Here is a 22,018-nt window from a genome sequence, read left to right on the forward strand (position 1 = left end):
CACATTGGTGCCGACCGGGGAGACGTATGGGCTGGAAAGCAGGCAGGACGGCGGCCGTGGCCGTCGTATGCGGAGTGGTCGTGGCCGCGGCGGGGGCCGCGTGGTGGTGGAACGGGTCGCGATCGGGGGATGACGGCGGGACCGCCACCGTGGTCGAGGGCGGAGCCAGCAGCGATACCTTCGTGGCCCTGGATTGCAAGGCCCGCCTGTTCGACGAATCACCCGCCCTGGCCGTGACGTTTTCCCAGCCCGTGGACCAACGCCAGCGTTTTGACAACTATCTGCAGGTGTCCGACCTGGGCGCGTTCAACGCGGCCGATGCCGATACCGCAGCCGTGTCCGGCAAACCTGTCGCGACCGACGAAGTCGCCGCAGGCAATGTCGCCAAGGGCAGCTGGGTGGTCGGTGACAACCCCCGCGTCGTGTACTTCCCGGCCATCCAGCCCCAGCGCAAATACAAGATCGGCATCAGCAGCGGGCTGAAGAACGCGTCGGGCCAGACACTCGACAGCCTGAGCACGTGCGAAGTGGCCAGTGAAGCCATGCCGCCGTCCTTCTATTTCGCCAGCAAGGGCGTGGTGCTGCCCGCCGGCCAGAACGGCGGATTGCCGGTCGTGACCGTGAACACGCCGGAAGTGGACGTCCAGTTCCTGCGGGTCGATGCCGCCAATCTGCCGACCTTCTATGAAAGCGCGCTGGGCGTGCGGGGCCCGGCCAAAGTCGCCGAAGCCGATGCCAATGCCGACGTGGACGCGGGCTCCGAGTACGACAACGATTACGGCGGTAACACCGGGCTGAAGGGCACCGTCAGCCTGTGGGATCTGGATCGCCTGAAGTCCATGTCGCGCAGCGTCTACCAGGGCCGCTTCCTGGCCGATGCCACGCCCAACCGGCGGCATGTCACGTTCCTGCCAGTGGAAACCATCAAGGAATTGAAAGAGCCCGGCATCTACGTGGCCGTCATGACGCAGCCGGGGCGCTTTCGCGACGAGTACCAGGTCACGTACTTCTACGTGACTGACGTGGGCCTGCATGCGCGCCGGTATCCGAATCAGCTGGACGCGTTTGCCACGTCACTGAAAAGCGGCAAGGCGGTGGGCGATGTGGAATTCGAATTGCTTGATGGCCAGGCCAAATCGCTGGGCAAGGCCAAGGCCGACGGGCAGGGTCATGCCGTATTCACGGGCGATGTCGACGCCGCGCGGGTGCTGCTGGGCCGCCGTGGCAATGAGATGTCCGTGGTGGCGCTGCAGGAACCTGCGCTGGACCTGTCGGAATTCGACGTGGGCGGCTATCCGTCGCGCAACAACAAGCTGTTCGTGTATGCGGGCCGCGACTTGTACCGGCCGGGTGAACGCTTCGACGTCTCGGTGCTGGCGCGCAATCCCGATGGCGCGCCGGTCGCGGCCATGCCGCTGACCGCCACCCTGAAGCGCCCCGATGGCCGCGTGATGCAGACGGCCGTGTGGCGCCCGCAATCCAACCTGCCTGGATATGTGCAACAGCCGATCGTGCTGCCTGCCGATGCGCAGACCGGCAGCTGGCTGCTTGAAGTGCGGCTGGATCCGGCCGCCCGCAGCGCCGACGCCTCGTGGAAATTCCAGGTCGAAGAATTCCTGCCCGAACGCATGAAGCTGGACCTGCAGTCGCGCCAGCAAATCCTGTCGCCGGGTGAACAACTGAAGGTGCAGGTGCGGGGCGACTATCTGTACGGATCGCCTGCCGCGGGCAACCGCGTGCTGGGTGTGGTGTCGGTGCAGCGCGACCGGCAGGCCCTGCCGACGCAATTGCCGGGCTTCATCTTTGGCGACTTTGCCGATGACAGCCGCAAGCAGCGCAAGGACCTGGAAGAAACCGAGCTGGACGAACATGGCGCCGTGACGTTGACGGTGCCGCTGGATGTGGACGGCACGCATTCGCCCATGAAAGTGAAGACCAGCGTGAGCCTGCTGGAGTCCGGCGGGCGGCCCGTGGTGCGATCGATCGATCGCACCGTGTGGCCGGCCAAGGCGCTGATTGCCGTGCGGCCGATGTTCGACCGCGACGTGGCGCGCGAAGGCGCCCTGGCCGAATTCGAAGCCGTGCGGGTGGATGCCGCCGGCAAGTTCGTGCCGCTGGACAGTGCGCAGCTGCGTCTGTACCGCGAGGAGCGTCAATACTACTGGCGCTTCGATGACCAGCGCGGCTGGAACAGTGGCTTTACCGAAAACGAAGACCTGATCGATTCGCGGACGATTGCGCTGCGCGATCGCATCAAGCTGGGCCTGCCGGTCAAGTATGGCCGCTATCGCCTGGAGATCAGCGACCCGGACACCGGCGAGACGATGCGCTATCGCTTCTATGCCGGCTGGGGCGCGCAAGATGCCGAAGACATGGGCAACCGCCCGGACCGCGTGCAGCTGAAGCTGGACAAGGCGCCGGTGCGGGAGGGCGACGATGTGACGTTGACCATCACGCCGCCGCATGACGGCGAAGCCTTGATCGCGGTCGAAGGCGACAAGGTCTTGTGGTCGGAGCGCACCTCGGTCAAGGCGTCGGGAAGCACCATCACGATTCCGGTCGGCAAGGACTGGAAGCGGCATGACCTGTACGTGTCGGTGGCCGTGTTCCGGCCTGGCAGCGAAGGCGATCGGGTCACGCCCGCGCGTGCGCTGGGCCTGATCCATCTGCCGCTGGCGCGCGATGATCGCAAGTTGTCGGTCGCGCTGACGGCGCCGCCCAAGGTCCTGCCCGAAAAACGCACGACCGTGAAGGTCAAGGTGGGCAACCTGGACAAGCGCGCGTCCGAAGCGGCCGATCAGTCGGCGTACGTGACGGTATCCGCCGTGGACCTGGGCATCCTCAACATCACGCGGTATACCTCGCCGGATCCGTTCGATTTCTTCTTCGGCAAACACCGCTACGCACCGGAATTGCTGGACCTGTACGGCAAGCTGATCGAAAAGATGGACGGCACGCAGGGCAAGCTGAAGTGGGGCGGTGACGCAGCGTCGCGTGATACCCGCAGCCTGCCGACCAAGGTGCGGCTGGTCGATCTGTTCAGCGGGCCGGTCAAGCTCGACGCCAACGGGGAAGCGAACGTGCCGCTCGACCTGCCCGACTTCAACGGCACGTTGCGCATCATGGCCACGGCCTTCACGCAGGACCGTTACGGCAACGCGCAGGCCGACATGGTCGTGGCCGCACCCATCGTGGCCGAGCTGTCCACGCCGCGATTCATCAGCCCGGGAGACGACGTCACCCTGGCGCTGGACGTGACCAACCTGAGCGGCGGGCCACAGAATCTGTCGATCCGGCTGGAAGGGCTGGACCCGGTACGCGTTCGCGACGGCGCGCGCACGGTCAGCCTGGCCGACAAGCAACGCACCACGCTGCGTTTTGGCGCCGAAGCCACGGGCGCCTATGGTCTGGGGCGCCTGCGTCTGGTGGTGGACGGCGCACCGGCGGCGGGGTCGACCGAACCGCTGCACATCGTGCGCGAATCGCTGCTGCAGGTGCAGCCTGCCGTGCCGGCGGAACGTGAAGTCAAGCGCGCCCGCATCGAACCGGGCGACAGTTTCCGGCTCGAGCCGACCTGGACTTCGCGCTTCTACAACGAGTCGGTGACCGTGGGCATGTCGGTCTCGAACCGGCCGCCGTTCAACATCGGCCGCCTGGTGCAGGGCCTGCTGGACTATCCCTATGGGTGCCTGGAGCAGACCGCCAGCGCCGCCTACCCGCACGTGTTCATCGACGAAGCGCAGGCCAAGGCGTATGGCCTGACGCCGCGCACGCGCGCCGAACGCGAACGCATGCTGGAAGGCGCGATTGCGCGGATCGCCGGACAGCAGAAGGCATCGGGCGGCTTTACGCTCTGGGGCGATGGCGCGCAGGAGGTCTGGCTGAGCGCTTACGTGACCGGCTTCCTGCAGGACGCGCGCAGCAACGGCTTCAACGTGCCCGACACCATGGCTCGGCGCGGCCAGGAATGGCTGCTGGCGCAACTGCAGCAGGGTGTGGCGAACATTCCGGCGCTGCCTGCCAATCTGCAGAAGGACCTGGCCGTGGGCACACGCCTGCGCGACACCGACTATGACTCGCTGCGCAACGGCCATCGCCGCTTTGCCGAACTGGCCAACGCGGCGTATGTGCTGGCCCGTGACCAGAAGGCGCCGCTATCGACCCTGCGCGTGCTGCACGACAGCTTCCGCAATCGCGCGCGGTCACCGCTGCCCTTGGTGCATCTGGCCGTGGCATTGAAGCTGATGGGCGATGAAGCGCGGTCCAAGGTGGCGCTGGACGACGCCATGGCGCGACCCTATGGCATTGACGCCGGGCGCGGGGGTGGGTATGGCGAATGGCTGGGGGACTACGGATCGCCGGTGCGAGACATGGCCATGAGTTATGCGCTGATGGCGCAGAACAACCTGACCCACCCGCGCCGCGAAGTCATGCTGAACGACCTGGCCGGACGCCTGGCAGGGCGTCCCTACCTGTCGACGCAGGAGCAGCTGGCGCTGTTCCTGGCGGCCCGCGCAGCCGGTGGCCAGAACGACGCGCCCTGGACCGCGGTGCTGCGCAACGGCGCCCAGGACGAGACCCTGACGTCGCGGACCAGCGAATCGCGTACGGTGGCGGGCAACCAGCTGCAGCAGGGCGTCGAGGTCATCAACCAGGGCACCGGTGTGCTGTTTGTCGAGGCCGACATCCAGGGCTATCCGACAGCGCCGGCCGAACCCAAGTCCAATGGCGTGCGCATCGTGCGGACCTGGTACGAGTCCGATGGCAAAGCGTGGACGGGCCGCAGCCTGAAGACCGGCGATACCCTGATCGTCAAGCTGGATGCCACGGCGGACCGGCGCATTGAAGACGGTCTGATCGTCGATCGCGTGCCGGCCGGCTTCGAGGTCGAAAACCTGAACCTGACGCAGGGCGCCGGGCTGGAGAACTGGTCGATCGGCGGCAAGGACGTTGCCGAAGCCTTGAACGATCCGGCCATCAAGCACCGTGAATACCGCGATGACCGCTACGTGGCCGCCGTGCGTATCCAGGGCACCGTCACGGTGTTCTACAAGGTTCGTGTGGTGACGCCCGGACGCTTCGTGGTGCCGGCGCCGGTGGTCGAGGACATGTACCGGCCGGATGTGCGCGGGGTGGGCACGCAGAGCGCCGGCCTGGTGATCCAGGACCCGCGCGCCGCGGCGGGCGGCGCGCGCTAAGGCGCCGGGGAAGGCCATGCGCCGCCCGACCCGCGTCGTCCTGGCCATGGGCCTGGCATCCGTCATCGGCTTGCTGGGACTGGACCTGGCCTTCCCGCTGCCGCGCGCCGCGCTCGCGCGGCCTGACGGGGGGCTGGTCGTCACGGCCGAAGACGGCACCCCGCTGCGCACCTATCCCAGCGCGGACGGCGTGTGGCGCTATCCGGTGGCGGCTGACCAGGTATCGCCGCTGTATTACGACGCCTTGCTCACCTTTGAAGACCGCTGGTTCTATTGGCACCCGGGCGTCAACCCGGTAGCCATGGCGCGTGCGGCCTGGCAGTGGGCACGCAGCGGACGGGTCGTGTCGGGCGGGTCGACGTTGACGATGCAGGTGGCCCGCATGGTCGATCCGCGCCTGCATTATGGCGACCGCAGCCTGCGCGGCAAGCTGCGGCAGGTGCTGCGCGCGCTGCAGCTGGAATGGCATTTGTCCAAGGCGCAGATCCTGGCGCTGTACCTGAACCACGCGCCCATGGGCGGGATCGTCGAAGGCGTCGAAATGGCGAGCCGCGCGTACCTGGGCAAGCCGTCTTCGCAACTGAGCCATGCCGAAGCCGCGCTGCTGACGGCGCTGCCCCAGGCGCCTTCCCGCCTGCGCCCCGACCGCGCGCCCGCTGCCGCTCAGGCCGCGCGCGACAAGGTGCTGGATCGCCTGCGGGATCTGCATACCTGGGACGCCGCCACGGTGGCTGACGCGCGCATCGAACAGGTGATCGTGCAGCCGCTGCGTGCACGTTGGCTGGCGCCGCTGGCGGCGGAGCGGCTGCGGCAAAACACACGGGCCGTGGTTCGGGAGTCCGCGCGAGCCGCCGTGACCCGTACGTCGGCGCAAGCCGTGACACGTGCGTCAGCGCAGGCCGCCGACGCGGCGCCTGGCTTGCCGCGCCCGGCCGCGTCGTTGCCCGGAACAGCCCGCACCGTCGTCCGCTCCACCCTCGACATCGAACTGCAATCCGCCGTCGAAACCATGCTGCTGGACCGCGTCGACGCCTTGCCGCCCAAGGTATCGATGGCCGTGCTGGTCATGGACAACGACACTCTGGCCACCAAGGTCTACGCCGGATCGGCCGATTTTTCAGACCGCCGCCGCGCAGCCCACGTGGACATGGTGCGTGGGGTGCGCTCGCCGGGGTCCACGCTCAAGCCCTTTCTGTATGCGATGGCATTGGACGACGGGCTGATCCATTCCGAAAGCCTGCTGGTGGACGCGCCGCAGTCCTTTGGCGGCTATCGGCCCGGCAATTTCCAGGCGGCGTTTTCCGGTCCTGTAAGTGTGTCGGACGCCCTTCAACGATCCCTGAACGTCCCCGCCGTCGACTTGCTGGATCGGGTCGGCCCGGCGCGGTTCGCGTCCAATCTGCGCGCAGCCGGGCTGCGGCTGCGCATGGGGACGGGGGTCGCGCCCAACCTGAGCCTGATCCTGGGCGGCGGGGGCACGACGCTGGAAGAACTGGTCGCTGCCTACCGCGCGCTGGCACGCGGCGGGATGGCCGGCCAGCCCCGCCTGGAGCCCGACGCGCCCCGTGTCGAGGCGCGCATCATGAGCCCCGGGGCGGCATTCATCGTGCGCGAGATCCTGGAAAACGGAGGCCACCCGGACCGCCCGTTCTACGACGGTCCGCGCGGGCTGGCCTGGAAGACCGGCACCAGTTTCGGCTTTCGGGACGCGTGGGCGGTGGGGGTCACCGACGGCTTCACGATCGGAGTGTGGGTGGGCCGGCCCGACGGCACGCCCAATCCCGGCTTTTTCGGCGCCAACGTGGCCGCGCCGCTGCTGCAGGATATCGTCGCAGCCTTGCCCGCGCCGCCCCCTGCGCCCCGCAGGCCGCCGGCCGAGGTGTCGCAGGTATCGATCTGCTGGCCCCTTGGCCTCGCGGCATCGGTCACGCCGCCCGCGCAGTGCCAGATCCGCCGCCAGGCCTGGGCGCTGGATGGCGCCGTGCCGCCCACCTTGCCGGACCGGGTGGCGCCGGCCGGCCCGATCGAGACCCTGTGGGTGTCGCCCGTGACCGGTCACCGCACCCGGCCCAACTGCAGCGTGCCAGGCGAACCGATGCAGGTGGCGCGGTGGCCGACCTATCTGCAGCCCTGGCTGGAATCTGGCCTGCTGGCCGCCTATGCCCCGCCACCGTGGGATCCGGCCTGCCGCGCGGCGGACGCCCGGTCGGGCCTGCGGATCGAGGGCGTGGACACTGGCGCGCAGCTGCTGCCGGTGCCCGGCGGCCGTGACATCACCGTAGGGGTGCGGGCACTGGGCGGCAGCGGCACGGTGTGGTGGCTGCTGGATGGCCAGCCCCAGCAGCAGTCGCCCGGAACCGCCGGCGTCACCTTCAAACTCAGGGAAAACGGCAAGCACGCCGTGACCGCCATGGACGAAGCGGGGCGCTACGATAGCGTGTCCTTCACGGTGCGCGGACTGCCGGGGACCGCGGCCTCCAGCAAATAGCCGAGCGCGTTCGGGCTTGCGCTGACTTGTGGCGCTGCCAGATAAGCAGGATAATGTTTATTATCCGAACAAAAGTTCGTGTAAAGAACATTTGCGGACTGATAGGGCTTACCTTTCGAACTTTCTGCGGACCCTGAACCGTCCGCGTATCGAACATTTCTATTCGGTCCGCATCGACTTCTGACGCAACCAGGCGCGTCCGCCAGGCCTTTCCGGTCCCGGCGCCGCGCGGAGACATTCATGATCAACAAAATCGTTGCTTCGGTCGCCGAAGCCTTGGCAGACGTCAAAGACGGCTCCACCATCCTGATCGGCGGCTTCGGCACGGCTGGCCTGCCCAACGCCCTCATCGACGGGCTGATCGAGCAGGGCGCCAAAGACCTCGTCGTGGTGAACAACAACGCCGGCAATGGCTATACCGGCCTGGCCGCCCTGCTCAAGACCGAACGCGTCCGCAAGGTCATCTGCTCTTTCCCGCGCCAGTCCGACTCGTGGGTGTTCGACGAGCTGTACCGCGCCGGCAAGCTGGAACTGGAACTGGTGCCCCAGGGCAACCTGGCCGAGCGCATCCGCGCGGCCGGCGCCGGCATTGGCGGCTTCTTCAGCCCCACGGGCGCCGGCACGCTGCTGGCCGAGGGGAAGGAAACGCGCGTCATCAACGGCCGTGAATACGTGCTGGAAAGCCCGATCTTTGGCGATGTCGCGCTGATCTCGGCCGACCGCGGCGACCGCTGGGGCAACCTGACCTATAACAAGACGGCGCGCAACTTCGGCCCGATCATGGCAACGGCGTCCAAGCTGGCCATCGCGCAGGTGCGCCAGGTCGTCGAACTGGGCGAGCTCGATCCCGAAGCCGTGGTCACGCCCGGCATCTTCGTCAAGCGTGTGGTGCAGGTTGCCGCGCAAGCCCCCCAACCCGTCGCCGCATAAGGTAGCCGCCATGAACAAATTGAATCGAGACCAGATCGCCGCGCGTGTCGCCCGCGACATCCCCGAAGGCGCGTACGTGAACCTGGGCATCGGCCTGCCCACCCTGGTCGCCAACCACCTGCCGGCCGACCGCGAAGTGCTGCTGCACACCGAAAACGGCCTGCTCGGCATGGGCCCCGCGCCCGCCAAGGGCGAAGAAGACTGGGACCTGATCAACGCCGGCAAGCAGCCCGTCACGACGCTGCCCGGCGCGGCCTTCTTCCACCACGCCGACTCGTTCGGCATGATGCGCGGTGGCCATCTGGATATCTGCGTCCTGGGCGCTTTCCAGGTGTCGGTCAAGGGTGACCTGGCGAACTGGCACACCGGCGCGCCCGACGCGATTCCCGCCGTGGGCGGCGCCATGGACCTGGCGATCGGCGCCAAGGACGTCTTCGTGATGATGGACCTGCTGACCAAGACCGGCGAAAGCAAACTGGTTGCCGCCTGCACTTATCCGTTGACCGGCGTCGCCTGCGTGAGCCGGGTGTACTCCGACATGGCGGTGTTCGACATCACCTCCGATGGCGTGCGCGTGATCGATCGGGTGGACGGCCTGTCGTTCGACGAACTGCAGCGCCTGTGCAACGTGCCGCTCCTGAAGGACTGATCGTGGACGCCTTCGTCTACACCGGCATTGCGTCCCGCGTCGTGTTTGGCGCGGGGTCCCTGCAGCACCTCGAACGCGAGATCGAGCTGCTGGGCGCTCGCCGGGCGCTGGTCCTGTGCACCCCGGGCCAGCGCGAGCAGGCGGAGCGCGTTGCCGCGATCATCGGCGATCGCGCGGCAGGCATCTTCGACCAGGCCGTCATGCATGTGCCGATCGAATCGGCACGTGAAGCACGCGCCGAAGCGCAGCGGCTGGGCGCAGATTGCGCGATTGCCATCGGCGGCGGGTCCACCACGGGCCTGGGCAAGGCGATCGCGCTGGATTCGGGCCTGCCCATCCTGGCGATCCCGACCACCTACGCCGGGTCGGAAATGACGCCGATCTACGGCATTACCGAAGCCGGTCTGAAAAAGACAGGCAAGGACCTGCGCGTGCTGCCGCGCACCGTGATCTACGATCCGGAACTGACGATCGGCCTGCCCATCGGCCTGTCGATCACCAGCGGCCTGAACGCCATGGCGCACGCAGCCGAAGGCCTGTACGCGCAAGACACCAATCCCATCATGGGCCTGCTGGCCGAAGAAGGCCTGCGCGCCATGGCCCGTGCCTTGCCCGCGCTCAAGGCGGACCCCGCCGACATCACCGCGCGCAGCGACGCGCTGTATGGCGCGTGGCTGTGCGGCACGGTGCTGGGCAACGTCGGCATGGCCCTGCATCACAAGCTGTGCCACACGCTGGGCGGCAGTTTCAACCTGCCGCACGCCGAGGTGCACACCGTGGTGTTGCCGCATGCCATGGCCTACAACACCCGCGCCGTGCCGGACGTCATGGCGCGCATCGGCCGGGCGATCGGTTCGCCCGATGACGCGGCGGGTGGACTGTTCGACCTGGCGCAATCGCAGGGCGCTCCCGTCGCCCTGCGCGACATCGGCATGAACGAAGCCGATCTCGACCGCGCCGCCGACATTGCCGTCGGCAACCCGTATTGGAATCCCCGGCCCATCGAACGGGCCGCGCTGCGCCAGTTATTGCAGGACGCGTGGGAAGGCAAGCGGCCCAAGGGCTAAGCTGATATGCACGCGACGATCGCCTTCCTAGTTGAAAATAGCCACTAGTCAAAACATCAGGGACACATCATGAGTTCACACGCTTTTATTTGCGATGCCATCCGTACTCCCTTCGGTCGTTACGGCGGCGCGCTGTCGTCGGTCCGCGCCGACGACCTCGGTGCGATCCCGATCAAGGCCTTGATGGAACGCAATCCCGGCCTGGACTGGGCTGCCATCACCGATGTCATCTACGGCTGCGCGAACCAGGCAGGCGAAGACAACCGCAACGTGGCCCGCATGTCGGCGCTCCTGGCCGGCCTGCCGATTGAAGTGCCCGGATCGACCGTGAACCGCCTGTGCGGCTCGGGCCTGGATGCCCTGGGTACCGCCGCGCGCGCCATCCGCGCCGGTGAAGCCGGCCTGATGATCGCCGGTGGCGTGGAAAGCATGAGCCGCGCCCCCTTCGTGATGGGCAAAGCCGAGACCGCCTTTTCGCGCAACGCCGCGATCTATGACACGACCATCGGCTGGCGTTTCGTCAACAAGGCAATGAAAGAGATGTACGGCGTCGACGCCATGCCGGAAACCGGAGAGAACGTCGCGACCGACTACAAGATCGAACGCGAAGCGCAGGACCGCATGGCCTTTGCAAGCCAGAGCAAGGCCGCTGCGGCGCAGCGCGCCGGCTTCTTCGATGCCGAAATCACGCCAGTGACGATCAAGCAGAAGAAGGGTGATCCGATCGTCGTGTCCAAAGACGAACATCCTCGCGAAACCAGCATGGAAGCGCTGGCCAAGCTCAAGGGCGTCGTGCGCCCGGATGGCACCGTTACCGCAGGCAATGCGTCGGGCGTGAACGACGGCGCCTGCGCCTTGCTGCTGGCGTCCGAAACCGAAGCCGCGCGCCAGAACCTGACGCCCAAGGCCCGGGTTGTCGGCATGGCCACCGCGGGCGTTCCGCCGCGCGTGATGGGGATCGGCCCGGCGCCGGCCACGCAAAAGGTGCTGGCGCTGACCGGCCTGACGCTGGACCAGATGGACGTGATCGAACTGAACGAAGCCTTCGCCTCGCAAGGCCTGGCCGTGCTGCGCATGCTGGGTCTGGCCGATGACGACGCCCGTGTGAATCCGAACGGCGGCGCGATTGCGCTGGGTCATCCGCTTGGCGCCAGCGGCGCCCGTCTGGCGACCACCGCGGTCAACCAGCTGCACCGCACCAACGGCCGCTACGCGCTGTGCACGATGTGCATCGGCGTTGGCCAGGGTATCGCGGTCATCCTCGAACGCGTGTAAGAAGGGCAGGGCGAGTCGCCCTGTGCAAGCAATGCCCAGGTGCGGTCGACCTGGGCATTGTTTTGCCTGCAATGTGGAGGATCGATCGAGGGTGGATCAGGTCGACCACTTCCGTCCGAATTCCATCGCATCGAAATGCCCCACCAGGAAGTCGATGAAGCATCGCGTCTTGGCGGGCAGATACTGACGGTTGGGATAGGCCAGGTTGATGCTCAATCGCGGCAGGTCCCAGTCGTCCAGAACGGGCACCAGCCGCCCAGCCACGATCTCGTCGTAGATGATGTATTTGGGCTGCACCAGAATGCCCAGGCCATCCAGGGCGGCCGCCACCAGTACCTGTCCTTCGTTCGATTCCAGCAGGCCTTTGACGGTGATGGCCGCGACGGCGGAAGGGGGCGAATCCATCGCCGCCCCCGGACCCCGCCGCGTGAACCGCAATTCGTCGTACCGGTTCGCATACGTGTACAGCAGCAGCCGATGGCGGGCCAGGTCCTGCACCGCCTGCGGCGTGCCGTACTGGTCCAGGTAGCGCGGTGACGCGGCCAGCACACGCCGGGTCTCGGCCAGCCGGCGTATCGTCAACGTCGAATCCGCTTCCCCTTCGCGGGTCCGGATCGCCAGATCGATCCCGTTTTCGATCAGGTCGTAATACCGGTTCGACGTCACCAGGTGCACGTTGACTTGCGGATAGCGCTGCGTGAATGCGGGCAGGATGGGTGCAATGTGCCGCATCGCAAACGACACCGAGGCGGTGATGCGCAGGTCGCCCGTCGGGTTCACGGCCGTCGCGTTCGCCATCGACTCGGCATCCTGCATGTCGGCCAGAATGCTCTTGCAGCGTTGGTAGAACGCTTCGCCCACTTCGGTCAGGTACAGCCGGCGCGTATTGCGTTCGACCAGCCGGGCGGCCACGCGCTGTTCCAGCGTGCTCAAGTGCCGGCTCGCCGCGGCGTTCGACAGCCCCACCGCTTCGGCCGCGCGTGTCAGGCTGCCTTGCTCCGCGATCTGCACGAACAGTTCCATTTCCCGCCAACGATCCATACCCGGTCTGCTGCCTTTTATTGTGGGGTGGGACACCGATTGTTTGTCAGGGCGGCTTATAATTTTTGGCTACGACTTCTTCCGTATGCCCAACCAGGATTCGCCATGCCCGCCAACGCTTCCCGCATTTCGCAAGACGCACTCGACCAGTTGTTCATGTCGGCCCGCACGCACAACGGCTGGCTCGACACGCCGGTGTCCGACGACAAACTGAAGGAAGTCTACGACATCGCGAAAATGGGAGCGACGTCGATGAACACCCAGCCGATGCGCCTGGTGTTCGTGCGGTCGCCCGAAGCGCGCGAGCGTCTGTCCACCATGGTCAGTCCGGGCAACGTCGACAAGGTGCGCCAGGCGCCGGTCATCGTGATCTTTGCGAACGACACCAAGTTCTACGAATACATGCCCAAGATCTGGTTCCGCGAAGGCGCCAAGGAAATGTTCGAAGGCAATCCGGCCATGGCTGCGGCCACCGCGACACGCAACGCGACCCTGCAGGCGGCCTACTTCATGATCGCCGCCCGCGCGGTGGGCCTGGACTGCGGTCCCATGAGCGGCTTTGACATCCCGAAGGTCAACGCCGAATACTTTGCCGATGGCCGCTACCAGGCCAACTTCATCTGCGCGCTGGGCTTTGGCGACGAAACGAAGCTGTTCGAGCGTCAGCCCCGCCTGTCGTTCGAAGAAGTGTCGACACTGCTGTAAGCGGCGTCGGCACGCAGCGCTGCCGTCAAGCGCAGCGTTGCAACCAGCAAAAAGGGACGCCGCGGCGTCCCTTTTTGCTGGGCCGTGTTGCCGAGCTATTCCTTGGCGATCCCGGCCTTGCTCCGCACCTCGTCCCACCGGTTGATTTCCGCAACCAGATGCTGATTCAGCGCCTGCGGTGTCGACGCCTGCGCCAGGCACGCCGATGACAGCATCTGCTGCTTGACGGCGTCCGATGACAGCACCGTGGTCAGCGCGCGGTTCATTTTTTCGACCACCGGGGCGGGCGTGCCGGCCGGGAAAGCCAGCGCATACCAGGTCGTGACGTCAAAGCCTTGCACGCCCGACTCGATCGCCGTTGGCGTGGTCGGCAGGCCGCCGAAGCGGGTGGGCGACGTGACCGCCAGGGCCTTCAGTTCGCCACTGCGGATATGGCCCAGCAGCGGCGAGGCGACTTCCACCAGCATGTCCACTTCGCCCCCCAGCACGGCCGCGACGGCGTTGGGGGTGCCCTTGTACGGAATGTGCTGGATGTCGGCGCCACTGATCTGCCGCAGCAATTCCGCCGCGAAATGCTGCGTGCTGCCGACACCTACGCTCGCGTAATTGAGCTTGCCGGGGGACGCCTTCGCCATGGACAGGAAGGCGGGCAGATCGCCCGCCGTATTTTTCTTGCCCACCGCCACCACCAGCGGTTGCGCGCACAACGTCGACACCGGCGCAAAGTCCTTGACCGCGTCGAAGGGCAACTGCTTGTACATGGCGGCCGACACGGCGTGGCCATTGTTCATCACGAACACGGTATGCCCGTCGGGCGCTGCCCGCGCCACGGTATTTGCCGCCAGCGTGCCGCCCGCCCCCGGCTTGTTCTCGATGACGACGGCCTGACCCAGTTGCTCGGCCAGCGGCTGCGCGACCATCCGCGCAATGATGTCCGTGCCACCGCCCGGCCCGAAGCCGACCAGCATGCGGATGGGCCGCGTTGGCCATTCCTGGGCCTGCGCCGCAGGGGCAAGGGTGATGAGTGCGGGAAAGGCAAGCGCAAGCGCGGACAGCAGCGCGCCGCCTGGACGCCGGGTGATGGGGTGCATGGTTGTCTCCGTGGCCCCGATCTGTGCGGGGCTCGTGTTGGAAGTGCACAAGGTGAAAGAACGTGGGTAACGCAATCAACGTGCGTACACGTCAGTCCGGTCGTGGACGCACCAGGCAAAACGATAGGGCCGCGGGCGACCCTTCAGGGAAAGTCCCATCAGGGTAATCAGTAAGACAGCCTGACTATCTCGGCAAAAAAGGGGGCGGTCTGAACCCGCCACCGCATTACCGATTCAAGGAGTCTGCCCCACCTCGCCCGGGTCCTGCATGACGACTACGGCCGCGCCGATCCTTCCAGCCAGGCCTTGCCGCGCTGATACAGCGCTTCGACTTCCGGCCCTTTCAAGCCCGGCATCGTCGTTTTCACATCCATGCCGATCCCGACCTGCAGGTAGGCCAGGTGACGATACCCTTCGGCAAAGCGCGACAGCAGTTCCGGATCCAGCTTGAGGGTCGCGGACGGATCCACGGCGTCCATGCGATCCTTTTCGTAGATCGGCTGGCGCTCGACCACGCCCCACTTGCCGGCGCGTTTTTCCACGAAGTCATAGAAGCGGCCCGTGCACACCACGTCGACCAGCACGTCGTGCACCTTGGCCCGCTGCGAGATCGTCATCTTGGTCTGCACGACCGCGCGATCCCCCGCGCGATCGATGGTCGATCCCCCCAGGAAGTGCAGGATGTTGACGCCGCGGTCCATGCCTTCGCGGCTCTGCTTGATGAATTCGGTGGCCGACGCCTGGCACCACGTCGCGTTCATGCGCCCGTCGTCGTGCCAGACGGTGGCAAAGCGTTCCCAGTCGCCGGCATCGCGCCAGAGCGCCCAGTTTTCGATCAGTTCGCGTATCGCGAGTTTTTCCTCGTCGTACATGATGTCTCCTTGTTGTGAGGTGGGGCAGGGTAAGTCTGGTTGTCGGGGTCAGTTCTTGGGGTTCACTTCTTGGGGTTCAGCACGAAATCGAAGTCCAGCGTGTAGAAGGGCGTGGCGCTGTCGGTGCCGGCCGGCGTGCGACCCGGTTCGTGGCGCACCCACTGCGCGATCAGCGATGAGCGTACCCCGAACACGGCATCCGAATCGAGATACTGATCGCCATCACGGAACACATGCGTGACCAGGGTTTCGTAGCCGTCGGCCTGGATCATGAAGTGCAGATGGGCCGGGCGCCAGGGGTGGCGATTGAGCGCGCTCAACATGCAGCCGACCGGGCCGTCATGGGGGATGGGATAGGCCTCAGCCAGGATAGACGTGAAATAAAAGCCGCCGTCGTCTTGCGTGTACAGAGTGCCGCGTGCGCGGTGGCCGTGATCGCCCTTGTATTGCACGTCGTAGTTGCCATCGGCGTCGGCCTGCCAGACTTCCAGCTTGGCATGCGGGATCGCCTCGTCCTTCGTGCCCTTGACCGTGCCGCGCACAAAACAGGGTTCGCCGTGCGCGCCGTTGGCGATGTCGTCACCATTTTCGTAATCGGGCGACCCTTCCACGAAAAAAGGGCCGAATACCGTGGCCTCGGTGCAGGACGGGGGTTTGCGATGGTTCATCGCGGTCACCAAAGTCGACAGGCCCAGCGTGTCGGACAGCAGGATGAATTCCTGGCGCTTGTCGTCGGTAATGTGGCCGACCTGGGTCAGGAACTCGATGCCTTGCACCCACTCCGCCTCGGTCAGTTTCACCTCGCGCGCAAAGCTGTGCAAGTGCTGCACGAGGCTGGTCATGATCTCTTTCAGGCGGGGACTGGGCGCGTCCACATGGCGCGCCAGCACGGCCTGGGTAATGGTGTCTTCATTGAGGTTGCGCAAGTCGGTCTCCGTCGTCTGTGGCGTGGCCTACTGTAGACGGGCCGGCAACGCGGAGAAACCGATAAGCTGGAAAAGACTTTTGCGCTCCATGGAACGCCGGACGGGCAGCGATGCCCCGACGCCGGGCGCCGTCCATTCACACCCTCAACGCACGCCCGGAATGCCTTCGATCTTGGTGCCGGCCTTGATGCCCCGCCGCGCGAACCATCCTTTGTCCATTTCCAGTGCGTACAGCACCGGCTTGACGGCGCAGTGGCTGTCTTCGGTCTTGGGCGCCATGTCTTCGATATTGGCGACCGTGCCGTCCGCGGCAATGAAGGCCACCGATAGCGGGATCAAAGTATTGCGCATCCACATGCATTGCGTGGCGGGCGCATCGAAAATGAACAGCATGCCGGCGTTGGGCGCCAGCTGCTCGCGGAACATGAGGCCGCGTTCGCGGGCCGCCGGCACCGCCGCCACTTCGGCCTGGATCAGGTGCATGCCTGCGCGCAATTGCTGCACCGGCATGCCCTGCGCCCAGGCCAGCGCCGGCAGCAGCACGGCAGCCGTTGCCAGGCCCGCTGCCGCGCCAAGGCGGGTTGCGAACCGGCGGAACGAAAAGGGTAGGGTGGACGGCATGCGGTGAACGGTCGAGGTCATGATCAGCATTGCTAGGACAGGTTTGGACGGATCGGCTAGCCGGGGCCGGCATGTCGGTACATCGGGCGACCGCCGGTCATCGGGTGATCGCAGCGTAGCATGGCGTATCGCCCGGCAGGCTGACGGCAAGCTGTCTTGGCGACGGCGCGTAATGGTTTGAATATGCTCAATAACCCTGTTGCGCACGAGGCCAAAAAAAATGCTGCGCGGCATCACACGACGCCGCCACAGGCTTGCGACGGGAGTAATATGAATGAAACTCCCTACCGAAATGTGCAGCCCGCTGGCGTCGTTTTCCTGCTGACACAGCCGTTGCACGTGGGATCCGGCAGGTTGTAAGAACGCTGGATGACCAGGGCCGTAATCCGTTATTAATAGCGTGAGGGGTTGATATGGCTTCGATCAACACCACATGACTTTCAAGCTGTCGCCGCGGCCTCGAACCGTTTGCACTAGCCCGGAATGGGGCGGCAAGGTGACTGGCAGGGTACTTTCGAGTGGATAGAATAGGCGCATGAGCACCGGGTTCGATTCTCATCCGAATCAGACAACGCTGCTCGAGCGGGAAACTTCCAAGACAAAACCACCTCCAATGTTCACGGTGGTACTGTTGAACGACGATTTCACGCCGATGGAGTTCGTTGTGCTGGTACTGGAGAAGTTTTTTAGCAAAGGGCGCGAGCAAGCCACGCAAATCATGCTCAAGGTACACCTCGAGGGCCGGGGCGTGTGCGGCGTTTATGCGCGCGATATCGCCAAGACCAAAATCGATCAGGTGAGCCGGTTTGCGCGGCAGAACCAGCATCCGCTTCAGTGCATCATGGAGGAAGCGTGATTTCTCAAGAATTGGAAGTTAGTCTTCACATGGCATTTGTCGAGGCCCGTCAGGCCCGGCATGAGTTCATCACAGTGGAGCATCTGTTGCTTTCCCTGCTCGACAATCCGTCGGCAGCGGAAGTATTGCGGGCCTGCGCCGCCAACGTCGACGACCTCAGGCGCAATCTGCGTAACTTCGTCAACGACAACACGCCCGTCATTCCGGGCACCGAAGACGCTGACACCCAGCCGACGCTCGGCTTCCAGCGCGTGATTCAACGCGCCATCATGCATGTCCAGAGTACGGGCAATGGCAAGAAGGAAGTGTCCGGGTCGAACGTGCTTGTCGCGATCTTCGGCGAAAAAGACTCGCATGCCGTGTATTACCTGCACCAGCAGGGCATCACGCGCCTCGACGTCGTCAATTTCATGTCCCACGGCATTACCAAGCAGCCCCAGCTCGAAGCGGCCAACACGCCCAAGGAGCCGGAAGCTGAAGCGGAAGCCGAGGCCAAGCAGTCGCCGCTCGACCAGTACACCCAGAATCTGAACGCCGCCGCCAAGGCCGGCAAGATCGATCCGCTGATCGGGCGCGACAACGAGCTCGAACGCGTGATCCAGATCCTGTGCCGTCGGCGCAAGAACAACCCGCTGCTGGTGGGCGAGGCTGGCGTCGGCAAGACCGCGATCGCCGAAGGCCTGGCATGGCGCATCACCGAAGGCACGGTGCCCGAAGTGCTGGCCGACGCGTGCGTGTATTCGCTCGACATGGGCGCGCTGCTGGCGGGCACCAAGTATCGCGGCGACTTCGAGCAACGCCTGAAGGCGGTGCTCAAGCAGCTCAAGGAAAGCCCCCGGTCCATCCTGTTCATCGACGAGATTCATACGCTCATCGGTGCGGGCGCGGCCTCGGGCGGAACGCTGGACGCATCCAATCTGCTCAAGCCGGCCCTGTCATCGGGTCAGCTCAAATGCCTGGGCGCGACCACGTACACCGAATACCGCGGCATCTTCGAAAAAGACCACGCGCTGTCGCGTCGTTTCCAGAAGGTGGATGTGAACGAACCGACTGTCGAGCAGACCGTGCAGATTCTGCGTGGCCTGAAGCAGAAGTTCGAAGACCACCACGGCGTCAAGTATTCGTCGGCGGCGCTGTCGGCGGCTGCGGAACTGTCGTCCAAGTTCATCAACGACCGTCACCTGCCTGATAAGGCCATCGACGTGATCGACGAAGCAGGCGCTGCCCAGCGCATCCTGCCCAAGTCGCGTCAGAAGAAGGTGATCGGCAAGTCCGAGATCGAAGACATCGTGTCCAAAATCGCCCGGATTCCTCCGCAGTCGGTGTCGAGCGACGATCGCAGCAAGCTGGCGACCCTCGAGCGGGACCTGAAGGCGGTGGTGTTCGGTCAGGATGCGGCCATCGATGCGCTGTCGGCATCGATCAAGATGGCGCGTTCGGGCCTGGGCAAGCCGGAAAAGCCGATAGGTTCGTTCCTGTTCTCGGGTCCGACCGGGGTGGGCAAGACCGAAGTCGCGCGTCAACTGGCGTTTATCCTGGGTATCGAACTGCTGCGTTTCGATATGTCGGAATACATGGAACGTCATGCGGTGTCGCGTCTGATCGGCGCGCCGCCCGGATACGTCGGCTTCGACCAGGGTGGTCTGCTGACCGAGGCCGTCGCCAAGAAGCCGCATTGCGTGCTGCTGCTCGACGAAATCGAAAAGGCGCACCCGGAAGTCTTCAACATCCTGCTGCAGGTGATGGACCACGGGACGCTGACCGACAACAACGGCCGCAAGGCGGACTTCCGCAACGTCATCATCATCATGACGACGAACGCAGGGGCCGAGGCGCTGCAGAAGAACGTGATCGGCTTCACCAACACGCGTCAGCTCGGCGACGAGATGGCGGACATCAAGCGCATGTTCACGCCTGAGTTCCGCAACCGTCTGGATGCCACGATCTCGTTCACCGCGCTGAACCAGGACATCATCCTGCGCGTGGTCGACAAGTTCCTGATGGAGCTCGAAGAGCAATTGCACGAGAAGCGTGTCGAGGTCATCTTTACCGATGCCCTGCGTGCGCACCTCGGCAAGAAGGGCTTCGATCCCCTGATGGGCGCCCGACCCATGCAGCGTCTCATCCAGGACGCGATCCGTCGCGCGCTGGCCGACGAGCTGCTCTTCGGCCGACTCGTCAACGGTGGCAAGGTGACCGTGGACGTGGACGACAAGGACACTGTCCAGCTGACCTTTGGCGAGGAATCGCCTAAGGCCAAGCCGCAGCCGGCGGTCGAACTGACCGACTGATCACGCTGTGACATGGTGATGAAAAGGGGTGCCGGACTTTGCTCTGGCGCCCCTTTTTGCATCCGGCGCGTCGCACTCTGTGCGACCAGAGCAACACTTGCCGGGACTTTTGCTCGAAAATGGGTTACTATCGTTGCACTGCATCAATTACGTCACCGCCCTGTTCACAAATACGGGCACCGACGTGACCTCCATGCAGCCGATCGGGGGCGACAACCGCCACCCGAAAACTGCATCGTCTCTGACCCCGTCTTTCCCTTCGCTTAGCGCGCACGGTGATATCGGTCGGCGCCGATGATCCGTCCGAAGCGGTAACTAAGATCCGCCTTCGGCAGCGTAGCGCCAGCTTTCCAGGCTTGCTCGTTCGAACGCTTCAGCACAACGGCTGAAGCGCATATGTGTGTGCGTTTTGCACGGCACATCCGGACCGGCTTGTGTGTCGAGTTGCGCAGCGTTTATCGCAACGAAAGGAAATTGAATGTCTTTTGAATCATTGGGTTTGGCTCCTGCTCTGGTCAGCGCGTGCGCTGAAGCTGGTTTTACCGAACCCACGACCGTGCAGGCTCAGGCGATTCCCCTGGCCCTGGCAGGTCACGATCTGATGGTGTCGTCGCAAACGGGTAGCGGCAAGACCGCCGCCTTCATGCTGCCGGCCCTGCATCGCCAACTGGCTGGCTCGCCGCTGCGCGCCGCCGGTGTCCGTATTCTGGTGTTGACGCCTACCCGCGAACTGGCACAGCAAGTGTCGGACGCTACCCGTGTGTTCGGCAAGGCCCTGGGCTGGCTCAAGACGACGACCGTCGTCGGCGGCATGCCTTACGGCGCGCAATTGAAAGCCCTGTCGCGTCGCGTTGACGTGCTGGTGGCAACGCCTGGCCGTCTGCTCGACCACGTGCAATCGGGTCGTGTGAACCTGGCCGAAGTGGAAACGCTGGTGCTGGACGAAGCCGACCGCATGCTGGACATGGGCTTCATCGATGACATCGAAGCCATCGTGGCCAAGACCCCGGCTACCCGCCAGACGCTGCTGTTCTCGGCAACGCTGGATGGCACGATCGCCAAGCTGGCCTCGCGCATGATGCGTGACCCGCAGCGTATCGAAGTCGCTGGCCAGAAGGAAAAGCACGCCAACATCACGCAAACGCTGCTGTATGCGGATGACATGGGCCACAAGACGCGTCTGCTAGACCACCTGCTGCGCGACACCACGCTCGGACAGGCCATCGTCTTCACGTCGACCAAGCGTGCTGCCGATGAACTGGCGAATGATCTGGCCGACCAGGGCTTCTCGGCCGCTGCACTTCATGGCGACATGAACCAGCGCCAACGTACCCGTACGCTGGGCATGATGCAGCGTGGTCAGGTGCAAGTGCTGGTGGCAACCGATGTGGCTGCTCGCGGCATCGATGTCCAGGGCATCACGCACGTCATCAACTTCGACCTGCCAATGCAAGCTGAAGACTACACCCACCGTATCGGCCGTACTGGCCGCGCCGGTCGCGATGGTGTCGCCTTCACGCTGGCCACGCATGCCGAACGCCACAAGATCCGTACGATCGAACGCTACACCGAGCAATCGGTGCCAGTGAGCACGATCGCCGGTCTTGAGCCACAGCGCGCACCGCGTCCAGGCAGCGACCGTCCTTCGTCGGGCCCGCGTCGCAGCGGTCCTGGCGCCAAGCCGGGCTGGAAGCCAGGCTTCTCGCGTGACCGTGGTGCATCGGCTGGCGCCGGTTTCCGCAACGAGCCACCCCGTCCGCAAGGCGAGCGTTCGTTCTCGGCAGACCGTCCTGCACGTACCTGGGCCGATCGTCCAGTGACTGCTGGCCAGACCGAGCGTCCGCGTACCCCGCGGCCAGAAGGCGAGCGCCGTGAGTTCCGTGCCGACGGTGCTGCTGCACCCCGTCGTTTCGACTCGCGCCGCAAGGCTGCGTAAGGTTCCAGGCAGCGCGTCTTCGGACGCGTGATCCAGGAATGAAAAATCCCCCACCGTTCGCGGTGGGGGATT

Annotated in this window: 15 protein-coding genes; 10 read left to right on the top strand and 5 right to left on the bottom strand. The window is 65.1% G+C overall.

Features of this window, described 5'->3' with window-relative positions:
* The first annotated feature begins 26 nt into the window (after positions 1 to 26).
* The 6 genes from IE116_RS24220 (at position 27) to pcaF (ending at position 11,607) form a co-directional block, all read left to right on the top strand.
* A complete protein-coding gene (locus IE116_RS24220; protein ID WP_189616285.1) occupies positions 27 to 5,198 on the top strand; it encodes an alpha-2-macroglobulin family protein in 5,172 nt (1,723 codons plus the stop codon).
* Positions 5,199 to 5,214: 16 nt separating this feature from the next.
* On the top strand, positions 5,215 to 7,686 hold the full coding sequence (locus IE116_RS24225; protein WP_189616287.1) for a penicillin-binding protein 1C: 2,472 nt from the start codon (positions 5,215 to 5,217) through the stop codon (positions 7,684 to 7,686).
* A 240-nt stretch (positions 7,687 to 7,926) separates the two neighbouring features.
* Positions 7,927 to 8,616 (top strand): 3-oxoacid CoA-transferase subunit A, encoded by a 690-nt coding sequence (locus IE116_RS24230; protein ID WP_189616289.1) that lies wholly within the window; start codon positions 7,927 to 7,929, stop codon positions 8,614 to 8,616.
* 10 nt (positions 8,617 to 8,626) lie between these two features.
* A complete protein-coding gene (locus IE116_RS24235; RefSeq protein ID WP_189616291.1) occupies positions 8,627 to 9,265 on the top strand; it encodes a 3-oxoacid CoA-transferase subunit B in 639 nt (212 codons plus the stop codon).
* Between the two features lie 2 nt (positions 9,266 to 9,267).
* On the top strand, positions 9,268 to 10,332 hold the full coding sequence (locus tag IE116_RS24240) for a maleylacetate reductase (RefSeq protein WP_189616293.1): 1,065 nt from the start codon (positions 9,268 to 9,270) through the stop codon (positions 10,330 to 10,332).
* Positions 10,333 to 10,401: 69 nt separating this feature from the next.
* Complete coding sequence (gene pcaF / locus IE116_RS24245) at positions 10,402 to 11,607, top strand: 3-oxoadipyl-CoA thiolase (protein ID WP_189616295.1); 1,206 nt, start codon at positions 10,402 to 10,404, stop codon at positions 11,605 to 11,607.
* Positions 11,608 to 11,703: 96 nt separating this feature from the next.
* Here the strand turns inward: pcaF and IE116_RS24250 are convergent, their stop codons facing one another.
* A complete protein-coding gene (locus IE116_RS24250; protein ID WP_189616296.1) occupies positions 11,704 to 12,648 on the bottom strand; it encodes a LysR family transcriptional regulator in 945 nt (314 codons plus the stop codon).
* Between the two features lie 105 nt (positions 12,649 to 12,753).
* On the opposite strand from IE116_RS24250, the gene IE116_RS24255 reads away from it, so the two are divergent.
* Complete coding sequence (locus tag IE116_RS24255; protein ID WP_189616298.1) at positions 12,754 to 13,353, top strand: malonic semialdehyde reductase; 600 nt, start codon at positions 12,754 to 12,756, stop codon at positions 13,351 to 13,353.
* A gap of 95 nt (positions 13,354 to 13,448) precedes the next feature.
* Here IE116_RS24255 and IE116_RS24260 read toward each other — a convergent pair whose 3' ends face one another.
* The 4 genes from IE116_RS24260 to IE116_RS24275 all read right to left on the bottom strand — a co-directional run bounded on the left by IE116_RS24260 (position 13,449) and on the right by IE116_RS24275 (position 16,884).
* Positions 13,449 to 14,444: a Bug family tripartite tricarboxylate transporter substrate binding protein gene (locus tag IE116_RS24260; RefSeq protein WP_189616300.1), complete on the bottom strand. Its 996-nt coding sequence runs from the start codon at positions 14,442 to 14,444 to the stop codon at positions 13,449 to 13,451.
* Positions 14,445 to 14,719: 275 nt separating this feature from the next.
* Positions 14,720 to 15,316 (bottom strand): nuclear transport factor 2 family protein, encoded by a 597-nt coding sequence (locus IE116_RS24265; RefSeq protein WP_179590235.1) that lies wholly within the window; start codon positions 15,314 to 15,316, stop codon positions 14,720 to 14,722.
* Positions 15,317 to 15,378: 62 nt separating this feature from the next.
* Positions 15,379 to 16,242, bottom strand: a complete 864-nt coding sequence (locus IE116_RS24270) for an intradiol ring-cleavage dioxygenase (protein WP_189616302.1) — start codon at positions 16,240 to 16,242, stop codon at positions 15,379 to 15,381.
* Between the two features lie 144 nt (positions 16,243 to 16,386).
* On the bottom strand, positions 16,387 to 16,884 hold the full coding sequence (locus IE116_RS24275; RefSeq protein ID WP_373303103.1) for a DUF192 domain-containing protein: 498 nt from the start codon (positions 16,882 to 16,884) through the stop codon (positions 16,387 to 16,389).
* A gap of 514 nt (positions 16,885 to 17,398) precedes the next feature.
* Between IE116_RS24275 and clpS the strand changes: the two genes are divergently transcribed.
* The 3 genes from clpS (at position 17,399) to IE116_RS24290 (ending at position 21,946) form a co-directional block, all read left to right on the top strand.
* On the top strand, positions 17,399 to 17,719 hold the full coding sequence (gene clpS, locus IE116_RS24280) for an ATP-dependent Clp protease adapter ClpS (RefSeq protein WP_179590230.1): 321 nt from the start codon (positions 17,399 to 17,401) through the stop codon (positions 17,717 to 17,719).
* Positions 17,716 to 20,010: an ATP-dependent Clp protease ATP-binding subunit ClpA gene (gene clpA, locus IE116_RS24285; protein ID WP_189616304.1), complete on the top strand. Its 2,295-nt coding sequence runs from the start codon at positions 17,716 to 17,718 to the stop codon at positions 20,008 to 20,010. The genes clpS and clpA overlap by 4 nt, the downstream gene beginning before the upstream one ends.
* 478 nt (positions 20,011 to 20,488) lie before the next feature.
* Entirely contained in the window at positions 20,489 to 21,946 is a 1,458-nt protein-coding gene (locus tag IE116_RS24290; RefSeq protein WP_189616306.1) for a DEAD/DEAH box helicase, read from the top strand.
* Positions 21,947 to 22,018 lie beyond the last annotated feature (72 nt).

This window comes from Pigmentiphaga litoralis (assembly GCF_014651835.1).
GTDB classification, from domain to species: domain Bacteria; phylum Pseudomonadota; class Gammaproteobacteria; order Burkholderiales; family Burkholderiaceae_B; genus Pigmentiphaga; species Pigmentiphaga litoralis.

What these genes read in the sequence shown, in the direction of transcription:
- IE116_RS24220 (WP_189616285.1), top strand. Translation starts at nt 27, where the DNA reads ATGGGCTGGAAAGCAGGCAGGACGGCGGCCGTGGCCGTCGTATGCGGA.
- IE116_RS24225 (WP_189616287.1), top strand. Translation starts at nt 5,215, where the DNA reads ATGCGCCGCCCGACCCGCGTCGTCCTGGCCATGGGCCTGGCATCCGTC.
- IE116_RS24230 (WP_189616289.1), top strand. Translation starts at nt 7,927, where the DNA reads ATGATCAACAAAATCGTTGCTTCGGTCGCCGAAGCCTTGGCAGACGTC.
- IE116_RS24235 (WP_189616291.1), top strand. Translation starts at nt 8,627, where the DNA reads ATGAACAAATTGAATCGAGACCAGATCGCCGCGCGTGTCGCCCGCGAC.
- pcaF (WP_189616295.1), top strand. Translation starts at nt 10,402, where the DNA reads ATGAGTTCACACGCTTTTATTTGCGATGCCATCCGTACTCCCTTCGGT.
- IE116_RS24250 (WP_189616296.1), bottom strand. Translation starts at nt 12,648, where the DNA reads ATGGATCGTTGGCGGGAAATGGAACTGTTCGTGCAGATCGCGGAGCAA.
- IE116_RS24255 (WP_189616298.1), top strand. Translation starts at nt 12,754, where the DNA reads ATGCCCGCCAACGCTTCCCGCATTTCGCAAGACGCACTCGACCAGTTG.
- IE116_RS24260 (WP_189616300.1), bottom strand. Translation starts at nt 14,444, where the DNA reads ATGCACCCCATCACCCGGCGTCCAGGCGGCGCGCTGCTGTCCGCGCTT.
- IE116_RS24265 (WP_179590235.1), bottom strand. Translation starts at nt 15,316, where the DNA reads ATGTACGACGAGGAAAAACTCGCGATACGCGAACTGATCGAAAACTGG.
- IE116_RS24275 (WP_373303103.1), bottom strand. Translation starts at nt 16,884, where the DNA reads ATGACCTCGACCGTTCACCGCATGCCGTCCACCCTACCCTTTTCGTTC.
- clpS (WP_179590230.1), top strand. Translation starts at nt 17,399, where the DNA reads ATGAGCACCGGGTTCGATTCTCATCCGAATCAGACAACGCTGCTCGAG.
- IE116_RS24290 (WP_189616306.1), top strand. Translation starts at nt 20,489, where the DNA reads ATGTCTTTTGAATCATTGGGTTTGGCTCCTGCTCTGGTCAGCGCGTGC.